The organism is Planctomicrobium stercoris (genome assembly GCF_051465655.1).
Taxonomy (GTDB): Bacteria; Planctomycetota; Planctomycetia; order Planctomycetales; family Planctomycetaceae; genus Planctomicrobium.
Genome location: NZ_CP195791.1, coordinates 1,096,687 through 1,113,357 on the forward strand (window position 1 = coordinate 1,096,687; position 16,671 = coordinate 1,113,357).

General features: G+C 57.0%; 13 protein-coding genes. 10 read left to right on the plus strand and 3 right to left on the minus strand.

Annotated features, from left to right (window positions below; genetic code table 11):
* Nucleotides 1-33: 33 nt before the first annotated feature.
* Nucleotides 34-3,102: a hypothetical protein gene (locus tag SH661x_RS04490; protein WP_437228413.1), complete on the minus strand. Its 3,069-nt coding sequence runs from the start codon at nt 3,100-3,102 to the stop codon at nt 34-36.
* Between the two features lie 423 nt (nt 3,103-3,525).
* On the opposite strand from SH661x_RS04490, the gene SH661x_RS04495 reads away from it, so the two are divergent.
* The 3 genes from SH661x_RS04495 to SH661x_RS04505 all read left to right on the plus strand — a co-directional run bounded on the left by SH661x_RS04495 (nt 3,526) and on the right by SH661x_RS04505 (nt 5,946).
* Entirely contained in the window at nt 3,526-4,329 is an 804-nt protein-coding gene (locus SH661x_RS04495; RefSeq protein WP_437228415.1) for a hypothetical protein, read from the plus strand.
* A 12-nt stretch (nt 4,330-4,341) separates the two neighbouring features.
* Nucleotides 4,342-4,854, plus strand: coding sequence for a carboxypeptidase-like regulatory domain-containing protein (locus SH661x_RS04500; protein ID WP_437228417.1), 513 nt, complete (start codon nt 4,342-4,344; stop codon nt 4,852-4,854).
* 282 nt (nt 4,855-5,136) lie between these two features.
* Nucleotides 5,137-5,946 (plus strand): DUF1571 domain-containing protein, encoded by an 810-nt coding sequence (locus SH661x_RS04505; protein ID WP_437228419.1) that lies wholly within the window; start codon nt 5,137-5,139, stop codon nt 5,944-5,946.
* Between the two features lie 283 nt (nt 5,947-6,229).
* On the opposite strand, the gene SH661x_RS04510 is transcribed toward SH661x_RS04505, so the two are convergent.
* Both SH661x_RS04510 and SH661x_RS04515 read right to left on the minus strand, forming a co-directional pair.
* Nucleotides 6,230-6,994, minus strand: coding sequence for a class I SAM-dependent methyltransferase (locus tag SH661x_RS04510; protein ID WP_437228421.1), 765 nt, complete (start codon nt 6,992-6,994; stop codon nt 6,230-6,232).
* A 71-nt stretch (nt 6,995-7,065) separates the two neighbouring features.
* Nucleotides 7,066-7,767, minus strand: a complete 702-nt coding sequence (locus SH661x_RS04515) for an esterase/lipase family protein (RefSeq protein WP_437228423.1) — start codon at nt 7,765-7,767, stop codon at nt 7,066-7,068.
* Nucleotides 7,768-8,101: 334 nt separating this feature from the next.
* On the opposite strand from SH661x_RS04515, the gene speA reads away from it, so the two are divergent.
* The 7 genes from speA to larC all read left to right on the plus strand — a co-directional run bounded on the left by speA (nt 8,102) and on the right by larC (nt 16,555).
* Entirely contained in the window at nt 8,102-10,018 is a 1,917-nt protein-coding gene (gene speA, locus SH661x_RS04520) for a biosynthetic arginine decarboxylase (protein WP_437228425.1), read from the plus strand.
* A gap of 346 nt (nt 10,019-10,364) precedes the next feature.
* A complete protein-coding gene (locus SH661x_RS04525) occupies nt 10,365-10,724 on the plus strand; it encodes a hypothetical protein (protein WP_437228427.1) in 360 nt (119 codons plus the stop codon).
* Between the two features lie 182 nt (nt 10,725-10,906).
* Nucleotides 10,907-11,929: a galactose-1-phosphate uridylyltransferase gene (gene galT, locus SH661x_RS04530; protein WP_437228429.1), complete on the plus strand. Its 1,023-nt coding sequence runs from the start codon at nt 10,907-10,909 to the stop codon at nt 11,927-11,929.
* Between the two features lie 82 nt (nt 11,930-12,011).
* Nucleotides 12,012-13,604, plus strand: coding sequence for a shikimate dehydrogenase (gene aroE, locus SH661x_RS04535; RefSeq protein ID WP_437228431.1), 1,593 nt, complete (start codon nt 12,012-12,014; stop codon nt 13,602-13,604).
* Nucleotides 13,605-13,957: 353 nt separating this feature from the next.
* A complete protein-coding gene (locus SH661x_RS04540; RefSeq protein ID WP_437228433.1) occupies nt 13,958-14,560 on the plus strand; it encodes a hypothetical protein in 603 nt (200 codons plus the stop codon).
* Between the two features lie 98 nt (nt 14,561-14,658).
* Nucleotides 14,659-15,063, plus strand: coding sequence for an acyl-CoA thioesterase (locus tag SH661x_RS04545; protein ID WP_437228435.1), 405 nt, complete (start codon nt 14,659-14,661; stop codon nt 15,061-15,063).
* A gap of 181 nt (nt 15,064-15,244) precedes the next feature.
* The gene (gene larC, locus SH661x_RS04550) at nt 15,245-16,555 is read left to right on the plus strand and encodes a nickel pincer cofactor biosynthesis protein LarC (RefSeq protein ID WP_437228437.1); all 1,311 of its coding nucleotides are present in this window, start codon (nt 15,245-15,247) and stop codon (nt 16,553-16,555) included.
* Nucleotides 16,556-16,671: the final 116 nt, after the last annotated feature.

Consider the following 16,671-nt stretch of genomic DNA (forward strand, 5'->3'; position numbering starts at 1 on the left):
CTTGTATCTGAACGCTCAACTCTCAACCTGGATTTAACGGATTCCCAGAAGACTGTTCAGCTGGACCGAGCTGCTGCCGTAGCTACCGAACTTGGGTTCGACCGACAGAGCGGCTCCCATCACGTTCCGGCTGCGGTCGTAACCGACACCCATATGCAGCAGGAAGAACTCGCCGATGCGGGTGATCGTCAACGATTCGCCTCGTCCCAGCCCTTCTGCCACGTCGTACTGGGCAGCGGCTGTCATCACGTACAGGTTGGGGCTCATTACGTAAGAGAAGCTGCCGGTGATGAGCTTACTGTCGATCGGACCGACTTCGACGTTGCGGTAGCCCAGGTAGGCACTTCCACGTCCTCCACGCTGATGCAGAACGCCGACGTTCCAGACCTTCTGTCCGCCTGAGAAGAAGTCGGTCACGGCATTCGCCAGGAAGGAAGTCCGCGGACTGACGTGCCAGGCATAGCGACCGTTGACCAGTCCGAAGGTCTCGCCGAAGTTATCTTCGTTTCCGTTCGGGAAGATCGAAGTCCCCAGGTCCAGTTCCATCCAGTCGACAATACGCTGTACATCAGGTGGACCGACTTTGGTCTGCCAGCGATGTCGCATATTCACGGACATCACCTGCATGTCGTCGACCAGTTCGTGATAAGGGGCTGTCACGGAACTTCCTGCTCCGGACCGGACCGCATAAAACCGGGGATCGAACTGTGCCGGCAGAGTGGGGAGACCAAATTCTACCGGAAGCAGACGTTCGCGGAATCGTTCCTGAGCGTTCTCGTCGAACGCGTTGTACTGGGCGATGTCGTTCAAGTCTGCTGAGGACTGGGCGTAGAAGTATTCGAAATCGTAGACCACTTTATGGGCGAGGCCGTTGAGGCCGAGAATCGAATTGCGGACCTGCGGCATGTACTTGGCGAACTCGATGCTGGCATTGAAACCGACCTTTCCGTACGCCCGCCCCTGGCTTTCAGCGTTCAGGTTCTGTTCCCAGTAAGCAAGTTCTCCCAAGGCATACGGATTGACGTGCACCGGACCGACATCGAACGGCAGGTTGAGCTGATGCCGTGTCATCGCCACGGTCCCTTCGACATCCGCGAAGTAGGGTAGCGGAGTGAAGGGGTCGTTCGCATCGGGCGGCGTCTGGGCACGGTTCAGAATTCCGTAGCCGACGGATGAATGCTGACTCCAGATGACCGGGCTGCCAAAGAGCGGTTGTCCCAGCAGGGTCAGGTCACTCTTGGGGAGCCAGCTGGTTTCGTCATTGAATTCGTTGGTGGTTGCCGTTCCCAGCAGGCTGGCGGTGAAGTTGTCGACCTGATGATTCAGGAAGAGGGCGTTTTCGAGATCTTTCTGGGTATCCCATTCGTGCTCGAAATACTGCTCCATGAAGTTACGGTCGTCATTGAAGACGGTTCCGATTTCTGCCTGCAGCCAGGTGTTCTCGCCGAAATAGGTCCGATCGCGGAAGACGGCCCGGCCGCGGTTGTCGTTCGGGAACGCCAGATCGCGTCGACCCAGACCCAGATTATCGAGGCCGTGGTCGTTGATGTAGTAGATCTGGCCCCAGCCCTCTTTATGGACCGGCATGCCGAAGAGATCGGTGTCGAGTTCGAAGAGCCCTCGTGTTCCGATGGCTGGACCACGCTCAGACAGATAATCCGCCTGCAACTGCCAGTCGACCGTCGAGGGGAGATTCAACCCCAGCAGTGACTGCATGTCCCAGGCGGTTTCGATGGTGGCTCCGAACATCCCGGACCAGCCGGCATTTAATCGGCGTAATGGAATGTGGGGATCTTCCGCCACACCGCTCAAATAAGGTGCTGCGAAGATCGGATAGTCACCCACGAAGACGACGTTGTTCAAGCTGGTTGCGAAGAACGTCCCTCCCTCCGGTTCTCCCGTGACGGGATTGATGTCTGCTGGATTTCCCGAGGGGCGCTGTTCGAGGAAGATGTCGCTGGCCTGCACTCGATACTTCGGACTTCCGAATTCGCTGGTGGTGAAGTAAGCATCCTTCGCGTGGAAGCTGGTGTCGGAGTTCTGCCGAACTTCAGCCGCCCGCAGTCGCAGGCTTCCCTGCAGATCCGGCAGCAGGCTGCGGATCTCGGTATTCATCGTCAACCCGCGATGCTGATTGATGTCGTAATATGCGTGGGTGGCGCGGATGTCGTTGCTTCCCTGCCTGACCACGATGCTCCCTTCCAGATAGACCTGGAAAGGAGTATTCGCATCGATTTCAAATCCTCCCAGTTCGCCGATGTGATTGGCGTCGGTCCAGATCACTGCTCGATCGGCGGTGAGGTCGATTCTTGATAAGACCGTCTGTCCGCTCGCCACCTGCAACGGAACATTGTCAACGACGATGTTCACACCGCCGGTGATGGTGATGACATATTCAGCGGGGATCGAACCTTCTGAGATCTCGCCTTTGGCTTCGATCTTGCCGCCGAGGAACTTGGGAGCAATGGTGACCCGCTGACGAATTCGATCCGTCGGTGCGGGAAGGAATGACATCGACTGGCTGGGGGCTTCGAGCGTGTACTGCGTGAGCTGCAGGTTGCTTCTTGAATCTGAACGCTTCTTGCGAGCGCGGATGTAAGCGGGATCCTGCAGCGTGCCAGGCAGGTCTTCCGGCTTGCGACCGGTGAACTCGATCAGGCTGTCGGTCTCCAGATCGACGAGATGGAACGGCCGCTGTTCGCGATGGTCAGCGGAATGCGCGGTGGCAGCGAATTCCGAAGACGTTTCCAGGTAAGCGATCACCTGTTTGACTTCGGAGTCAGGTGGAGAGATTTCCCAGAGCACCATCAGCGGAGCGTGCCACACCTTTCCGCGATGTTCAATCTGGCAGTTGCCTCTGAGCATCAGAACCGTTTCATCGCCATCCTTGAAGCGGGCGCAGTAATCCGCGCTGGTTTTGATGGGGGCCACTTCAGGCACCCGGGAAGTCAGCGGGTGCGGGCGCCGGGATTGGATGGCTCCAGCGAAGCTGTGGCCTGTCGATTCGTTTCCGGACTGCGCGCGCAGCAGCGAAGGCGTGCTGAGCAGAGCTGCCAGCACGACCCATACGCATCCTGCGTAATGCGGTCGGGAAATCGACACGCGGAGTCCGTTCGAAGAAAAAAGAATGGGAAGGTTTAGTGAGGCACACACCCGTGACTGGTGGTCTGCTTGGGGGATGCAGCACGGCGGCCATCCGTGTCGCAAAACTTTTTGCAGGTGTCAGTTTGAGGAGAGAGCCCCGTTGAATTCTGGAGGACCATTTGAAGTGGCGGCGGAGTATAGGCGGGACCTAAAAATTGAGTCAATAAGTGTCGAAAGGGGCCTTCATGCTCCGGCAGCATTCCACCAGCGGTGAAAAAACGACGTTGACCGAAATGGAAACTTTGGCGATAAGTCCCGCTTTTACGCGCGCTCGGCAACAGGTTTGCAGTGGAAATTCCCTGCGGATGTGATGCGGAGTGTTGATCGCATGGCGACATTTCAACGCGGGCTACATCGCTCGTTCCTCCTCCTGAAAACTTCATGAGTCTGACTCGTTCCTATCGCAGTCACGTCATTGTCATGCTGGCTTTGGCCGGCGTGGGAGTCGCGCTCCCGATGACATGGCAGTCTGCGTCCGGGGAATGGGATCGGAACGGTCGGGTCGGGACGTTTCAGTTGCGTTCCGAGATCCCGCTGGGAGAGATTCAAGGGCAGGACTTACTGCACGAAATGGCTCGACTCCGCGCGGATGTCGAATCGACACTGAATCTGCGCGGGCCGGGAAAGCCCATTCAGGTCAACCTGTTCAAGTCGCGAGAAACATATCTCGACTTCCTGCAATCCCGGATTCCAGCCACATCCAACCGGACGGCGGTTTTCGTGCAGGGGACCGATGGGGGGCAGATCTATGTCCGCCACCATCCTGGCTTTGCCGAAGATATCCGGCACGAATGCACCCATGCTGTCCTGCATGAATGTCTCCCCCGGATTCCGCTGTGGCTGGATGAAGGACTTGCTGAATACTTTGAAGTTCCCGGCGACACCCGGGCCGACTCCAATCCGTATCTCGCGGAACTGCGGGAACAGATCGAACTGGAATGGGCCCCGAATCTGCCTGCCCTGGAAGCATTGAACGACGTCAACAGCCTGACCCGGGAGGACTACCGGGCCTGCTGGGGATGGACACACTTTCTGCTGCACGGACCAGAACCGGCGCAGCAACAGCTCAAAGAATATCTGCAGGCATTGCAGTCAGGAGATCCCCCGGGACGCCTGAGCGACCGTCTGCGGGCCTGTCTGCCGGACATGGACGTCCAGCTCATCAATCATCTGCGGAACTGGTGATCGTTGAAATCCATGAAAGGATGCACTTTGATCTCGCTTCGACTTTCAGGCTCGCTCGCGCTGCTGGTCTGCGTGGCGACTCTACGTGCAGACCCTCCACGACATCAGGCCCGTCCTCAGGAAACGGTGATGGATGTCTCGCTGAACGGCGACTCGGTTCTCGAAGGATATCTGATCGATCCGTTCGGAAAGGTTTTGAAAGACACCACAGTGACGATCGTCCAGAACCGGAAGGTCGTCTGGACAGGAAAGACCAATGCCGAGGGGCACTTTCAGGTGAAAGGACTCTCCTCGGGGGTCTACCACGTGGGGAACGATGCCCACTCCACGTGTTGCCGGGTCTGGGCGAACGAGTCCGCACCGCCGCGGGCGTCGCGGTCGCTGCTTTTGACGCGTGACTTGAAATCTTCACGCGGTTCAGGCGATTCTCATGCAGATGACTTATCAGTTCGGGTTTCCGGATTTTCGACTCTGACACTCCCTCGCATGTTCTCCCGTGATGTCCGTAAACTGATCAGTCCATAGTTCATTTTGAGTAAGGTTCCGAGTCTTCACGGACATCAGGAGTTAGAGGGGAGGGGGCAGAGGTCAGTGAAATGCAGCAAACGTGCAATTTTTCTGACATCTGATTCTCGCCTCAGGCCACCCATCTGGAGTCCACTGAAAACCTGGAAGTGATGTCATTGAAATTCAGCAGTTGTTCGTCAGGGCACCCAGCAGCAGCGGGGCCTCATTGACATCCTGAGGCAGTTCAGGGGTCGATCCGGTTGGGACACCGGGCATGCTGGCGGGCAGAGGGAGTGAGTTATGAATATGATCCGGCAGCCTTGGGGGGCCTCATGGGCAACTCTCGGACTCTTCGCACTTCTTCTGGCTGGAGGAGTAGGTCAATCAGCATCCGGGCAGGAGGAAGGCTCCTCTCAACCGCAGGAACATCCCCTCATCCCTGCGATGCATCTGGTCAAGCAGTCTTACGCTGTCGTTCAGCAGCTGAACGACTATGAAGCGACCGTCATCAAGCAGGAGCTCATCAACGGGCAGTTGATCAGCCAGCGGATGCGGATGCGGACTAAAGAAAAACCGTTCAGCATTTACCTGTTCTATGAAGAACCTCATGCAGGGCGCGAAGTTCTCTTCGTTATGGGGCAGAACGACAATCAGCTGCTGGTCCATGAAGCCACCGGACTGACCTCTTTGGTCGGAACGGTGTCACTGGCGGTCGATAGTCCTCAGGTCATGGCAGAAAACCGCCACTTGATCACCGATATGGGGATGCGTCGAATGCTGGAACTGCTGCTGACACAATGGGAGATCGAATCCAAGTACGGGGAATGTGACGTCAAATTCTACCCGGCAGCGAAAATGGGAAATGCAGAATGCGAAGTGATCGAAAGCTCGCACCCTCGTCCCCGCAAGCAGTTTCCGTTTCACATGACCCGGATCTTCCTGGAGAAGCAGTCCCGGTTGCCGATCCGGATTGAGAACTACGGATTCCCCCAGCAGCCGAACCAGCCAGCTCCACTCGTCGAGGAATACACGTACGTGAACGTGAAGACTAACCTCGGACTGACCGCAGCGGACTTCGATCGGCGGAACCAGAAGTATTCGTTCCGGTAAGTTCGTTTTAAGAGGAACCACGGAAAGCACGGAATTCACGGAAAGTTGGGAGTTAGCGCCGCACCGTAAACTTACGCGAAATCGTGATTGAATGCTCTCTTGCGGAGCGCGATGCCCCCGGCGTGATCACAATTGTTACTGACTGAAGTTCGGTAACTGCGAGTCTAACTCAACCTCGGGCAGGATCGATAAGTGAATCGTCGTGAAGTTCTTCCGTGAGTTCCGTGCTTTCCGTGGTTAAAATCCGACGGAACTGCTCCTCGAGACAACGTCGCTTCGGAATTCATTTGCTCTCTTCAGCCGGTGCGACCTTTTCGAAGATGATCACGTGCTGGCGGGGGAGCTTCTCCAGCGTCTCGACCCATCTCAGGTTCAAACCGGGTTCGCTCGCTTCCCGTTTTACCTGTGCTTCCGACATCTTGTGCACTTCTTTGATCGGAATCGTCGGGTCTTCCTTACGGTACTCGACGAACGCGATCCGGCCCCCCGGCTTCAACGATTTCGAAATCGCATGCAGCATCTCGTAAGGGAAATCGAACTCATGGTACACATCCACCATGACCGCCAGGTCGACACTTTCATCATCCAGATTGGGTGACTGCGTTGTCCCCAGCACACCCTGAATATTTGTGACACCCAGCCCTTTGCACTTCACTTCGAGTGCCTGAAGCATCTCCTTCTGGATATCGACCGCCATCACTTTGCCGTCAGGGCCGACATGATCCGCCATGCGGACGCTGATCACTCCTGAACCCGCGCCGATATCGGCAACCGTCATTCCCGGTTCCAGCTGCAGACTCTCCACGAGCAGCGTGAGTCCTTCTTCCTGTTCGCGCTCCGGTCGTTCCAGCCATGAAATTCCTTGATGTCCCATGACTCGGGCAATCTCCCGGCCGAGGTAGAACTTGCCCAGGCCGTTCGGGTCGTGGTCAGCCCGGAACTGATAACGCCGCTTCGCGGGGGGACCATCCTGCGACGCTTTTTGTTCAGCAAACGCCTGAGAAGCGAGAAGCAAAACAGCGCAAGCAATCAGCGAATGGAGTTTCATCGTTTTTCCGCGAACGTCATGGGAAACGGCTTTCGGACTGCCGAGAGCCTCTGAAATCCTTTCCACCTACCTTACGTTTCCAGTTCCTGCGATTCCAGTTGCTCGAGAATCGGAGGAGTGGCCGCTCCTCGGCGAAAGCGGCCGTTCTCGAGGAAATACAGGATCTGGTCGGCGACGGCACGGCGGAGGACCAGCCCGCTGTGGCGGCTGGGGAGAGTGATATGATCGGCCTCGCAGTCCAGATGCGTGCTCACTTCCCGCAGGACGTAATCCCATTCCGCAGCGATCACTCCGACTTTCACATCGGGATGAATCCGACTCTGAAGCTGGTTCACAAAACTGTCTTCTCGATCCGCAAGTTCGTCGACCAGCGGAGAAAGCCATCTGAGATATGGCCCCACCATGGTCGCCACATGAGAGCCGCGATTCGGCGGGGAAAGCATCACCACTCGCTGCAGCGTGGGGAGTTCCACATTCTCCAGCGCGGCCCGGGTGATAATCGACCCCATGCTGTGGGCGACGATGTGCAGTGGCGTACCCGGCGGAAGCGAGTCATTCAGAGCTCGAAACCGCTGCTCGAAGACCGGGATGAGATTTCCCAGGGACTGCCAGAAGCTCCAGTATCCCCAGTTCACCACCCGGTATCCCTGCAGATGGAGTCGATGGGCGAGGAGAATCATCAGCCAGCTGTTGGCTCCGAGTCCATGCAGCAGGACGACCACCCCTTTGTGGTCGAGGTGCGATGGAGAGAATTCGTGCTGCCGTTCTGACATGTTCGAGCCCCTGAATTCGGATCCAGACGAATTTTAGGCGAGACTGCCGGGCCGTCTTTAAAAGATTCAGGCTTTCTTATGCAGGAAAGTTCATATTATCGCCCGTGAGACTCCTCACAATTTTGAAATTGCACCAGCAGGGAGAATTCGGGCCCGGATGAAAAGAACGCAAGTCAGGACTGGCCGGACGCCCGGGCTGAAATTTCTGTAAATTTTGGGTGTGCATCCTTTCCCGGCGAATAAACTTCGGGAACAATGCTCGATTCCGCGAATGCCGGCCTATTGGAAGTCGGGATTCGATCTCTGTTCTTCTGGACTGAAGTGGCGCGCTGCGATGCTGGATCCAAACACAACGTGGACACTGGCGGACTCAATTGACCAGTATGAAATCGACCGCTGGGGGAATGGGTTTTTCTCCATCGGGAAGAACGGTCAGGTCCAGGTGCACCCCAATCGAGACCCCAACAGCTCGATCGACCTGAAAGAACTGGTCGACCGACTGGAATTGCGCGGTCTGGATCTGCCCATCCTCGTCCGCTTCAACGGAATTCTCAAAGAGCGGCTGCGGGAGATTCACGACGTCTTCGCCAAGGCGATCAAAGATCACGATTACAAGGGCAAATACGCCTGCGTTTATCCCATCAAGGTGAATCAGCAGCGCGAAGTGGTCGAGAAGATCATCGAATACGGCAGCGAATACGGCTTCGGTCTGGAAGCGGGAAGCAAGCCGGAACTGCTGGCGGTCATCGCCATGACCGAACCGCATATGCCCATCGTCTGTAATGGCTTCAAGGACGATGAGTTCATCGAGATGGCACTGATGGCCCAGCAGATTGGCCGCACGGTCATTCCGGTGGTCGAAAAGTTCAGTGAGCTCGAACGGATTCTGAAGTTCGCCAAGAAGCTGGGAGTCCGCCCGCAGATCGGAATGCGGGTGAAACTCGCTGCACGCGGAGCAGGACGCTGGCAGTCTTCCGGGGGATATCGCAGCAAATTCGGTCTTACCGTCAGTGAAATTCTCAAAGCTCTGGAACTGCTTGAGAAAGAGGGAATGGCAGACTGCTTCAAGCTGCTGCATTTCCATCTCGGCAGCCAGATCACGAACATCCGGCAGGTGAAGGCGGCGATCAACGAAGCGATTCGCGTGTACGTGGATCTGCATCGCCGCGGGGCCGGTCTGGAATATCTGGACGTCGGCGGCGGGCTGGGGGTCGACTACGACGGCTCGCAGACCAACTTCCAGTCGAGCATGAACTATACGCTCCAGGAATACGCCAACGACGTCGTTTATCACACGCTGACGGTCTGTGAAGAAGCAGGAGTCCCTCATCCGAATCTGATGTCGGAAAGTGGTCGCGCTGTGGCTGCGTTTCACAGCGTGCTGGTCTTCGGCACGCTGGGAGTGACGCATCAGGGAGAGCTTTCCGAACTCCCCAGCTCCATTCCTGAAAACTTCGAACAGCCGCTTCACGACCTATGGGGCACATATCAGGGAGTCAATCCCCGCAACGTTCTGGAGAGCTTCCACGATGCCCAGCAGGCGCTGGACATGACGATGAATCTCTTCAGCACCGGGTATCTGCCGCTGGATCAGCGGGTGCTGGCTGAGAATCTGTTCTTCGCCATCTGTCACAAGATTCGCAAGATCAACGAAGAGCTGGACTATGTTCCCGATGAGCTGCAGGGGCTCGACCGGCTTCTCTCTGACCTGTTCTTCTGCAACTTTTCGCTGTTCCAGTCGATGCCGGACAGCTGGGCGATCAAACAGCTGTTCCCGGTGATGCCGATTCACCGGCTGAAGGAGCAACCGACCCGTCACGCGGTGTTGTGCGACATCACTTGCGACTCCGATGGCAAGATCGACACGTTTATTGATCGCCGGGACGTCAAAAAGACGTTGATGCTCCACGATTACAATAACGAGCCCTATTGCCTGGGAGCGTTCCTGATCGGGGCGTATCAGGAGATTCTGGGGGATTTGCACAATCTGTTTGGGGACACGAACACGGTTCACGTCGACCTGAAGGATGGCGAGGTCATCCTGTCGACGATCATCAAGGGCGAAACGATTTACGAAGTGCTGGACTATGTTCAGTACAAGGGGAAAAACCTGATGGACCGCGTGCAGGTGCATGTGGAAAACGCAGTCCGGCAAGGAAGAATCAACCACGTTCAGGCCGGGCAGTTCGTGAAGTGCTACGAAGAGAGTCTGATGGGCTACACCTACCTGGAAGGGGCACGGGACGCTTAGGAAAAGCGAAAGATTTGTATTTTTGGGAGTTGAGAGACGAGAGTTGAGTGTCGAGAGGAAAAAATTAACCCTCAACGTTCGGGCATTTCTGGCTGTCGACTCTGGACTCTTCGCTCTCGGCTCTCCGTCGGCATTAAAAATGCTGTGGAACAAATTGGGGCGGACACGCAGGCGGCAAAACTTCCTGTGTGTTGACAGCCTGAAATCAGCGAATTCTAATCGTGTTTCAACTGATGGTTTCGTGACGTTAGATCTGTGCCAAGAGTGAAAACCGCTTTCCCACCCTGTCGGGACCGGAAAGGCGCGGAACCATCAGGTCATCACCGTTGAGCCTGGAGGACGTTGAATGAAGAAGTTGAACCTGTTCGTCGTATTGATTGCGGTCGGCGCATTCATGTGCATGTCCGCTCCCAAGCAGGCGGACGCCCGCCCGCAGTACCTCAAAGCCTTCACCGAAAAGTACTCCAAAGTTGCTGAAAAGGCTTCGGAGCTCAAGTGCGGTGTCTGCCACGGTGAAAGTGGAAAGAACAAGAAGACCCTCAGCGACTACGGCAAGGCTCTGGGCAAGGCCCTGGGGGATAAGAACGTCAAGGGTGAAGAAGACCTGAGCAAGGCACTCGATGAAGCTGCCAAGGGCGATGCCGGAGACGGCAAGACCTATGGCGATCTGCTCGAAGCCGGTGAACTGCCGAAGGCAGCTCCGTAATTCGTGCGATCTCTTCGACCTGAAGTGTCGTCGATTCGAATACGTGGGGCGAAATTCCCAGCTCGCCCCACGTTTTATTTTTCGAAGAGTCGACTCGCCAGCTTTTCAGCAGGAAATGTGCGCTTCCACGGATCGCTGAAATTGGACCCCTGCCACCGCCACCTCCGAGCAGAAAAGATCTGATGACCACTGGCCGCACAAAACAGGAACTGCGCAAGGATCCCATCGTTGGTCGATGGGTCATCATTGCGCCCGATCGCCTGAGCCGTCCACAGACTCTCTACGAAGAAGATGCGATCACCTGCGACTCGTTCGACCCGTTCCTCGCGGGGAACGAAGACGCGACCACACCGGAAATTCTCGCCTACCGCGATGGAGGTGTCCCCAACGGTCCCGGCTGGCGGGTCCGCGTCATTCCCAACAAGTTCCCGGCGGTTCAGGTCGAAGGGACCCTGGAGAAACGGGGCGACGGCATCTACGACAAGATGAACGGCATCGGTGCTCATGAAGTGATCATCGAATGTCCGCATCGCGAAACGAATATGTCCCGGCTTTCCGTGGACAACATCCGCGAAGTCCTCTGGGTTTACCGCGACCGGCTGGTCGACCTGAAACGGGATCCCCGTCTGGTCCACGGCCTCATCTTCAAAAACAAAGGGAGCCGGGCAGGGGCGTCACTCGATCACAGCCATTCTCAGCTGATCGTGACTCCCATCGTCCCGATCGCCATTCAGGAAGAACTCGATGGTGCCCGGGAGTTCTACGACTATCGCGGTCGATGCATTTACGAAGACATGATCCAGCAGGAACTGGCGTCCGAGAAACGTATCGTGCTGGAGACCGAACACTTCGTGGTCTTCTGTCCTTACGCCAGCCGTTTCCCGTTCGAGACCTGGATTCTTCCCCGACAGCACTCCAGCCATTACGAGAACATCAGCAAGTCGATGATCGAAGATCTCGGCCGCGTCATGAAGATCGTTCTGTCCAAGCTGGAAGTCGGGCTGGATGATCCCCCGTACAATTTCGTCCTGCATTCCGCACCGTTTTCGAGTCAGAATCTGCCGCATTACCTGTGGCATATCGAGATCTTTCCGCGACTGAGCCGTGTGGCCGGATTCGAATGGGGAAGCGGTTTTTATATCAATCCCGTTTCACCAGAAGATGCTGCCCGGTTCCTGCGCGACACCGAAGTGGATGTGGAGTAGGATGGAATCAGTGGGTCGTGGGGAAACCACAACCCTCAACCCTCAACCCTCAACCCTCAACTCTCCGAGGCCAAGCCTCCTCATGATCTGCGTTACACTCGGACGAACCCGAAATCGAATGATGCTCGCTGAGCATGCTGCCCTGGCGCAGCGTGGGGCCGAGCTTGTCGAACTACGACTCGACTGGATCGCCCGTGCCCCGCGGCTGGGGGACCTGCTCCGCGACAGGCCCACAGCCACCATTATCACCTGTCGGCGGGAAGTCGACGGCGGACGCTTCTCCGGCTCGGAAGAAGAGCGGCAGATTCTCCTTCGCCAGGCCATCGGATCCGGGGTCGAATACGTCGATATCGAAGAGGATCTGGCGGCGAAGATTCCTCGTTTCGGCAAGACGAAGCGAATCGTCAGCTACCACAACTTCGAGAAGACTCCCGACGATATCGAAGAGATTCACGAGCGGATGTGCCAGCTAGATGCGGACGTCGTGAAAGTGGTCACGATGGCAAATTCGCCTCTCGACAATGTCCGCGTGCTCAATCTCATCAAGGGGGCCAAGGTTCCGACAGTCGCGTTCTGCATGGGCGAGTACGGAATCGTCAGCCGCATTCTCTGCGGGAAGTTCGGTGCTCCGTTCACCTACTGCACGTTCAGCAAAGAACGGGTCATGGCTCCAGGCCAGCTGCCGTTCGATGAAATGAAGAAGCTGTACCGCTTCGATGAGATCAACGCCCAAACCGCGGTCTTTGGGGTGCTGGGGGATCCAATCGGGCACAGCTGGAGTCCGCTGCTGCACAACGCGGCCTTCAAGCGATTGAAACTCAATGCGGTCTATCTTCCGCTGCGGGTTCCTCCCGAGGAATTCGAAGCGACCCTGAAGGCCTACGCTTCACTGGGGATGCGAGGCTTCAGCGTCACGATTCCGCACAAGCAGGCAGCACTCAAATTCGCCGAACGGGTTGACGAGGCGTCTCAGGAAATCGGTGCAGCGAACACTTTGTTCAAGGATGCTCAGGGTCGATGGTGTGCTGCCAACACCGACTACGCTGCTGCCATGGACAGCATTCAACTCGGTCTGGCGCAGAAAGGGGATTCCTCTTTAAGCGGCAAACGGGTTCTGATTCTGGGGGCCGGCGGAGCTGCACGGGCCATCGGCCTGGGGGCTTCCAAGGCCGGTGCTGTGGTGATGCTGGCCAACCGATCCAAAGATCGCGGTACCAAGCTCGCGGAAGAACTGAAATGCCAGTTCGTGACCTGGGCCAACCGGGGCGCGATGCCAGCAGATGTCGTCGTCAACTGCACTCCGCTCGGCATGTCTCCGGAGATGAATGCCAGTCCATTCGAACAGTACTGGTTCCGGGACGGCATGGTCGCGTTCGATACGGTTTACAACCCGGAGAACACGCTGTTCCTCAAGGAAGCTCGTGAGCATGGCTGTATTGCTGTGAGCGGTGTGGAAATGTTCGTGCGTCAGGCAGCCGCCCAGTTCAAGTACTTCACAAACCGCGAAGTCTCGCTGGACGATATGCGGACGACGCTGCGGCGGGGAATCTCTCCGGTACGGGTGCGGACCGAATCCGGACATGCCGCACCCATGGAAGCGACGTCTCAGCCACCCCTTCCTGCTGAAGCGAAAGACCCGGGACTGGAAGATCCAGAATCTCGAAAAGACGCCTGAAAGGGAAAGTCGTTCGGGCATTTGGATGAAGATCTCACCGCGAAGTCGCGAAGGTCGCAGAGAGAAGATCATTGTCCGTCATCGCATGTTCCTGACGCTTGGAGCTGCGGAAACACTTCGCGACCTTCGCGCCTTCGCGGTAAGAAATCCTCAATTCCTGGGTTTGGGGCCTCAGATGCCGATCCTCACAGGAGAGAAGCTGGCTCGCTGACCTTGAATTCCCGGAGTGGGTGGTCAAGAATCATCAACATCTGCCGATCGCAGTTTTCAAGCCCGTCGCACCTGTCGAAGTTCCGTCACGGCTGTCGCTGATTCATCAGGGGCCAGGCGGTTCCACTTGAAGAGAGCAATTCATGTCGATCGCCCAATCAGAGAGACTGAAACGTGAATTGACCGACAAATACGTTGTCGTGCAGGAGGGAGTCCCGGAACTCCGGCGTTTTTCCGGACTGACCGGTCAGGTCAAGACAGTGAACATGAACGGCCGGGCTCTGGTGCAGTTCGATGGTCCGGTCGATATCAGCTGGTACGACATCGATCCCGCATTTCTGAAAACCGTTGCTGCCCCGCAGCCGAAGGCGCCCAAACACGAGAAGCCGGCAGCGGAGGCCAAACCCGCGCCCGCGAAAGCCACAGCCGCTCCCAAAGCGGACGCCGGAGCTGCCAAAAAGCTGTCGCCGCTGGAACTCGCGCGTCAGCAGGGGGCCGGGGGAGGAGCTGCCCCTGCCAACAAACTCTCTCCCCTGGAACTGGCCCGTCAACAGGGAGCAGCGGGAGCTGCCGCCGCAGCACCAGCACCTGTGGCAGAAGCGCCAAAAGCCCCAGCACCGGCAGCAGAGCCAGAACCGGTTTCTACTCCGGCGCCTGCGGCCAGCAAGAAACCGGCTCTGTCCCGTCCCGGAAGTACAGCAGAAATTCTGGCACTCGCCCGGCAACAGGGATCGATGAAAAAGTAAAACCAGGCGTTCGGCATCTGCGGTCTGAAAGTGAATGGCTGTCCGTGCCGATGCTTCTGGAATGTTGAATTGAAAACGTTGAACTGCAGCAGGATGGCATGACTGAGAAGGAACTTTCTGACTGGTACGAGATTCCCATTCGCGTTCGGTACTCGGAAACGGATGCCATGGGATTCCTTCATCATGCCAACTACATCAACTTCTTCGAGATTGCGAGGACGGAGCTGTTTCGCTCCCGCGGCGGTGACTACCGCGCGATGGAAGAACGGGGCTTCTTCTTTGTTGTGGTCAGCATTGAGTGCAAATACAAACGGCCGGCCCGCTATGACGATGAGCTGACACTGCGGGTTCAGCTGACTCAGTGGACCGGGGCCAAGCTGATCCACGATTACGAAGTTCGTCGCGGTGAAGAACTGGTCGCGACAGGTCGAAGCGTGCTGGCCTGCGTCAACCGACAGGGGGAAGTCCAGCGGCTGACCGAAGAGTTGCTTTACCCCGCTTAAAGCAAATCCGTAGCACAAATTTTGAAACGGTTTGCATTTCATAAAGAGATAGAAACGCAGAGGGCGCAAAGTACGCAGTGAAAACCCTGAGAATCTCTTTATCTTCTCAGCGGACTCGGCGTTCTCTGCGTTTCAATATTCCTGTTTCGATTTCAAAGTTCGTTTTCCTTGTGGAAGATTCATGAAGACGGCTTACCTGGAATGCGCGACAGGGATCAGCGGCGACATGACGCTGGCTGCCCTGATCGATGCCGGTGTTGCTGAACAGGCGATTCGCGAAGGGATCGCTTCGCTTGGATTGCCTGGTGTGCAGTTGCGGGTCACCGAAGTGATGAAGAGCTGTTTTCGGGCCCGATCTGTCCGGGTCGAACATCCTGAACAGCATGCTCATCGACATCTCTCGGACATCGTCAATCTGATTGAACTCGCCTCCGCATTGACTTCCAGCCAGCGTGAACTCGCCATCCGCATCTTTACTGCGGTGGGCGAAGCCGAAGCCCGGGTGCACGGTTCGGACATTGACCACATTCATTTTCACGAAGTCGGAGCCATCGACTCCATTGTCGACATCGTGGGAGTTGCGATCGGCTTCGACCTGCTCGGAGCGGACGAAGTGGTCTGTGGTCCGATTCCCACCGGGCAGGGGCACGTTCGTATCGATCATGGGATCTGCGCGATTCCCACTCCCGGAACGGCTGAATTGCTGAAAGGAATTCCCCTTCGGAATCTTCCGGTGGAAGCGGAGCTGACCACGCCGACCGGGGCGGCCATCGTACGAGTGCTGGCTGATCGATTCGGGCCAATCCCCGAGATGACCATCGAAGGCATCGGCAGTGGCGCCGGGAGCATGGATCTGCCGGACCGGGCCAATATCCTGCGACTGTTCGTCGGGCAACGCGCACTCGCTGCGGGGAAGGAACAGGTCTGCCTGCTGGAGACAAACCTGGATCATGTCAGCGCGGAGATCATCGGGTATGCGAAGGAACAGCTGCTGGCGGCGGGGGCTCTGGAGGTCTATTCCACTTCCGTTCAAATGAAGAAGAACCGCCCGGGGACGGTGCTCAGCGTGTTGTCTCCTCCTCAACGGGTGGAACAGCTGGAGCAGATTCTTTTTCGTGAAACGGGGACGCTGGGAGTTCGACAGCAGACGCTGCAACGTTCGATTCGCTCCCGTCAGCCGCATACCGTCCTGACCGATTTTGGTCCCGTGCTGGGGAAGGTGGCATGGCTGGCGGAGGGGGGTGCGGAGTTCTCGCCAGAGTTTGAGGACTGTGCCCGTCTGGCCCAGTCGAGCGGAAACTCCCTGCGAGAGATTTATCGCGCAGCGACGGCCGCCTTCGATCGGGGTCAGGTGACCCGCGTTGCTCCGCTTGAAACGCGAAAAGTGAGTGAGTCGGTCGCACGTCCGCATGCCCATGATCACAGTCATGATCACAGCCATGACCATTCACACGATCATGATCACGGGCATCGGCATGATTCCACTGGTTGAGGTGGAAGATCACAACAACGTCGGTTTAGCTACACACTTGAAGTGTGCAGCTAAACGTGATTCGGGGGAATGCCTCGGGAGCTCGACGGATGATGTCGCCTCCCCGTCTGGGACAC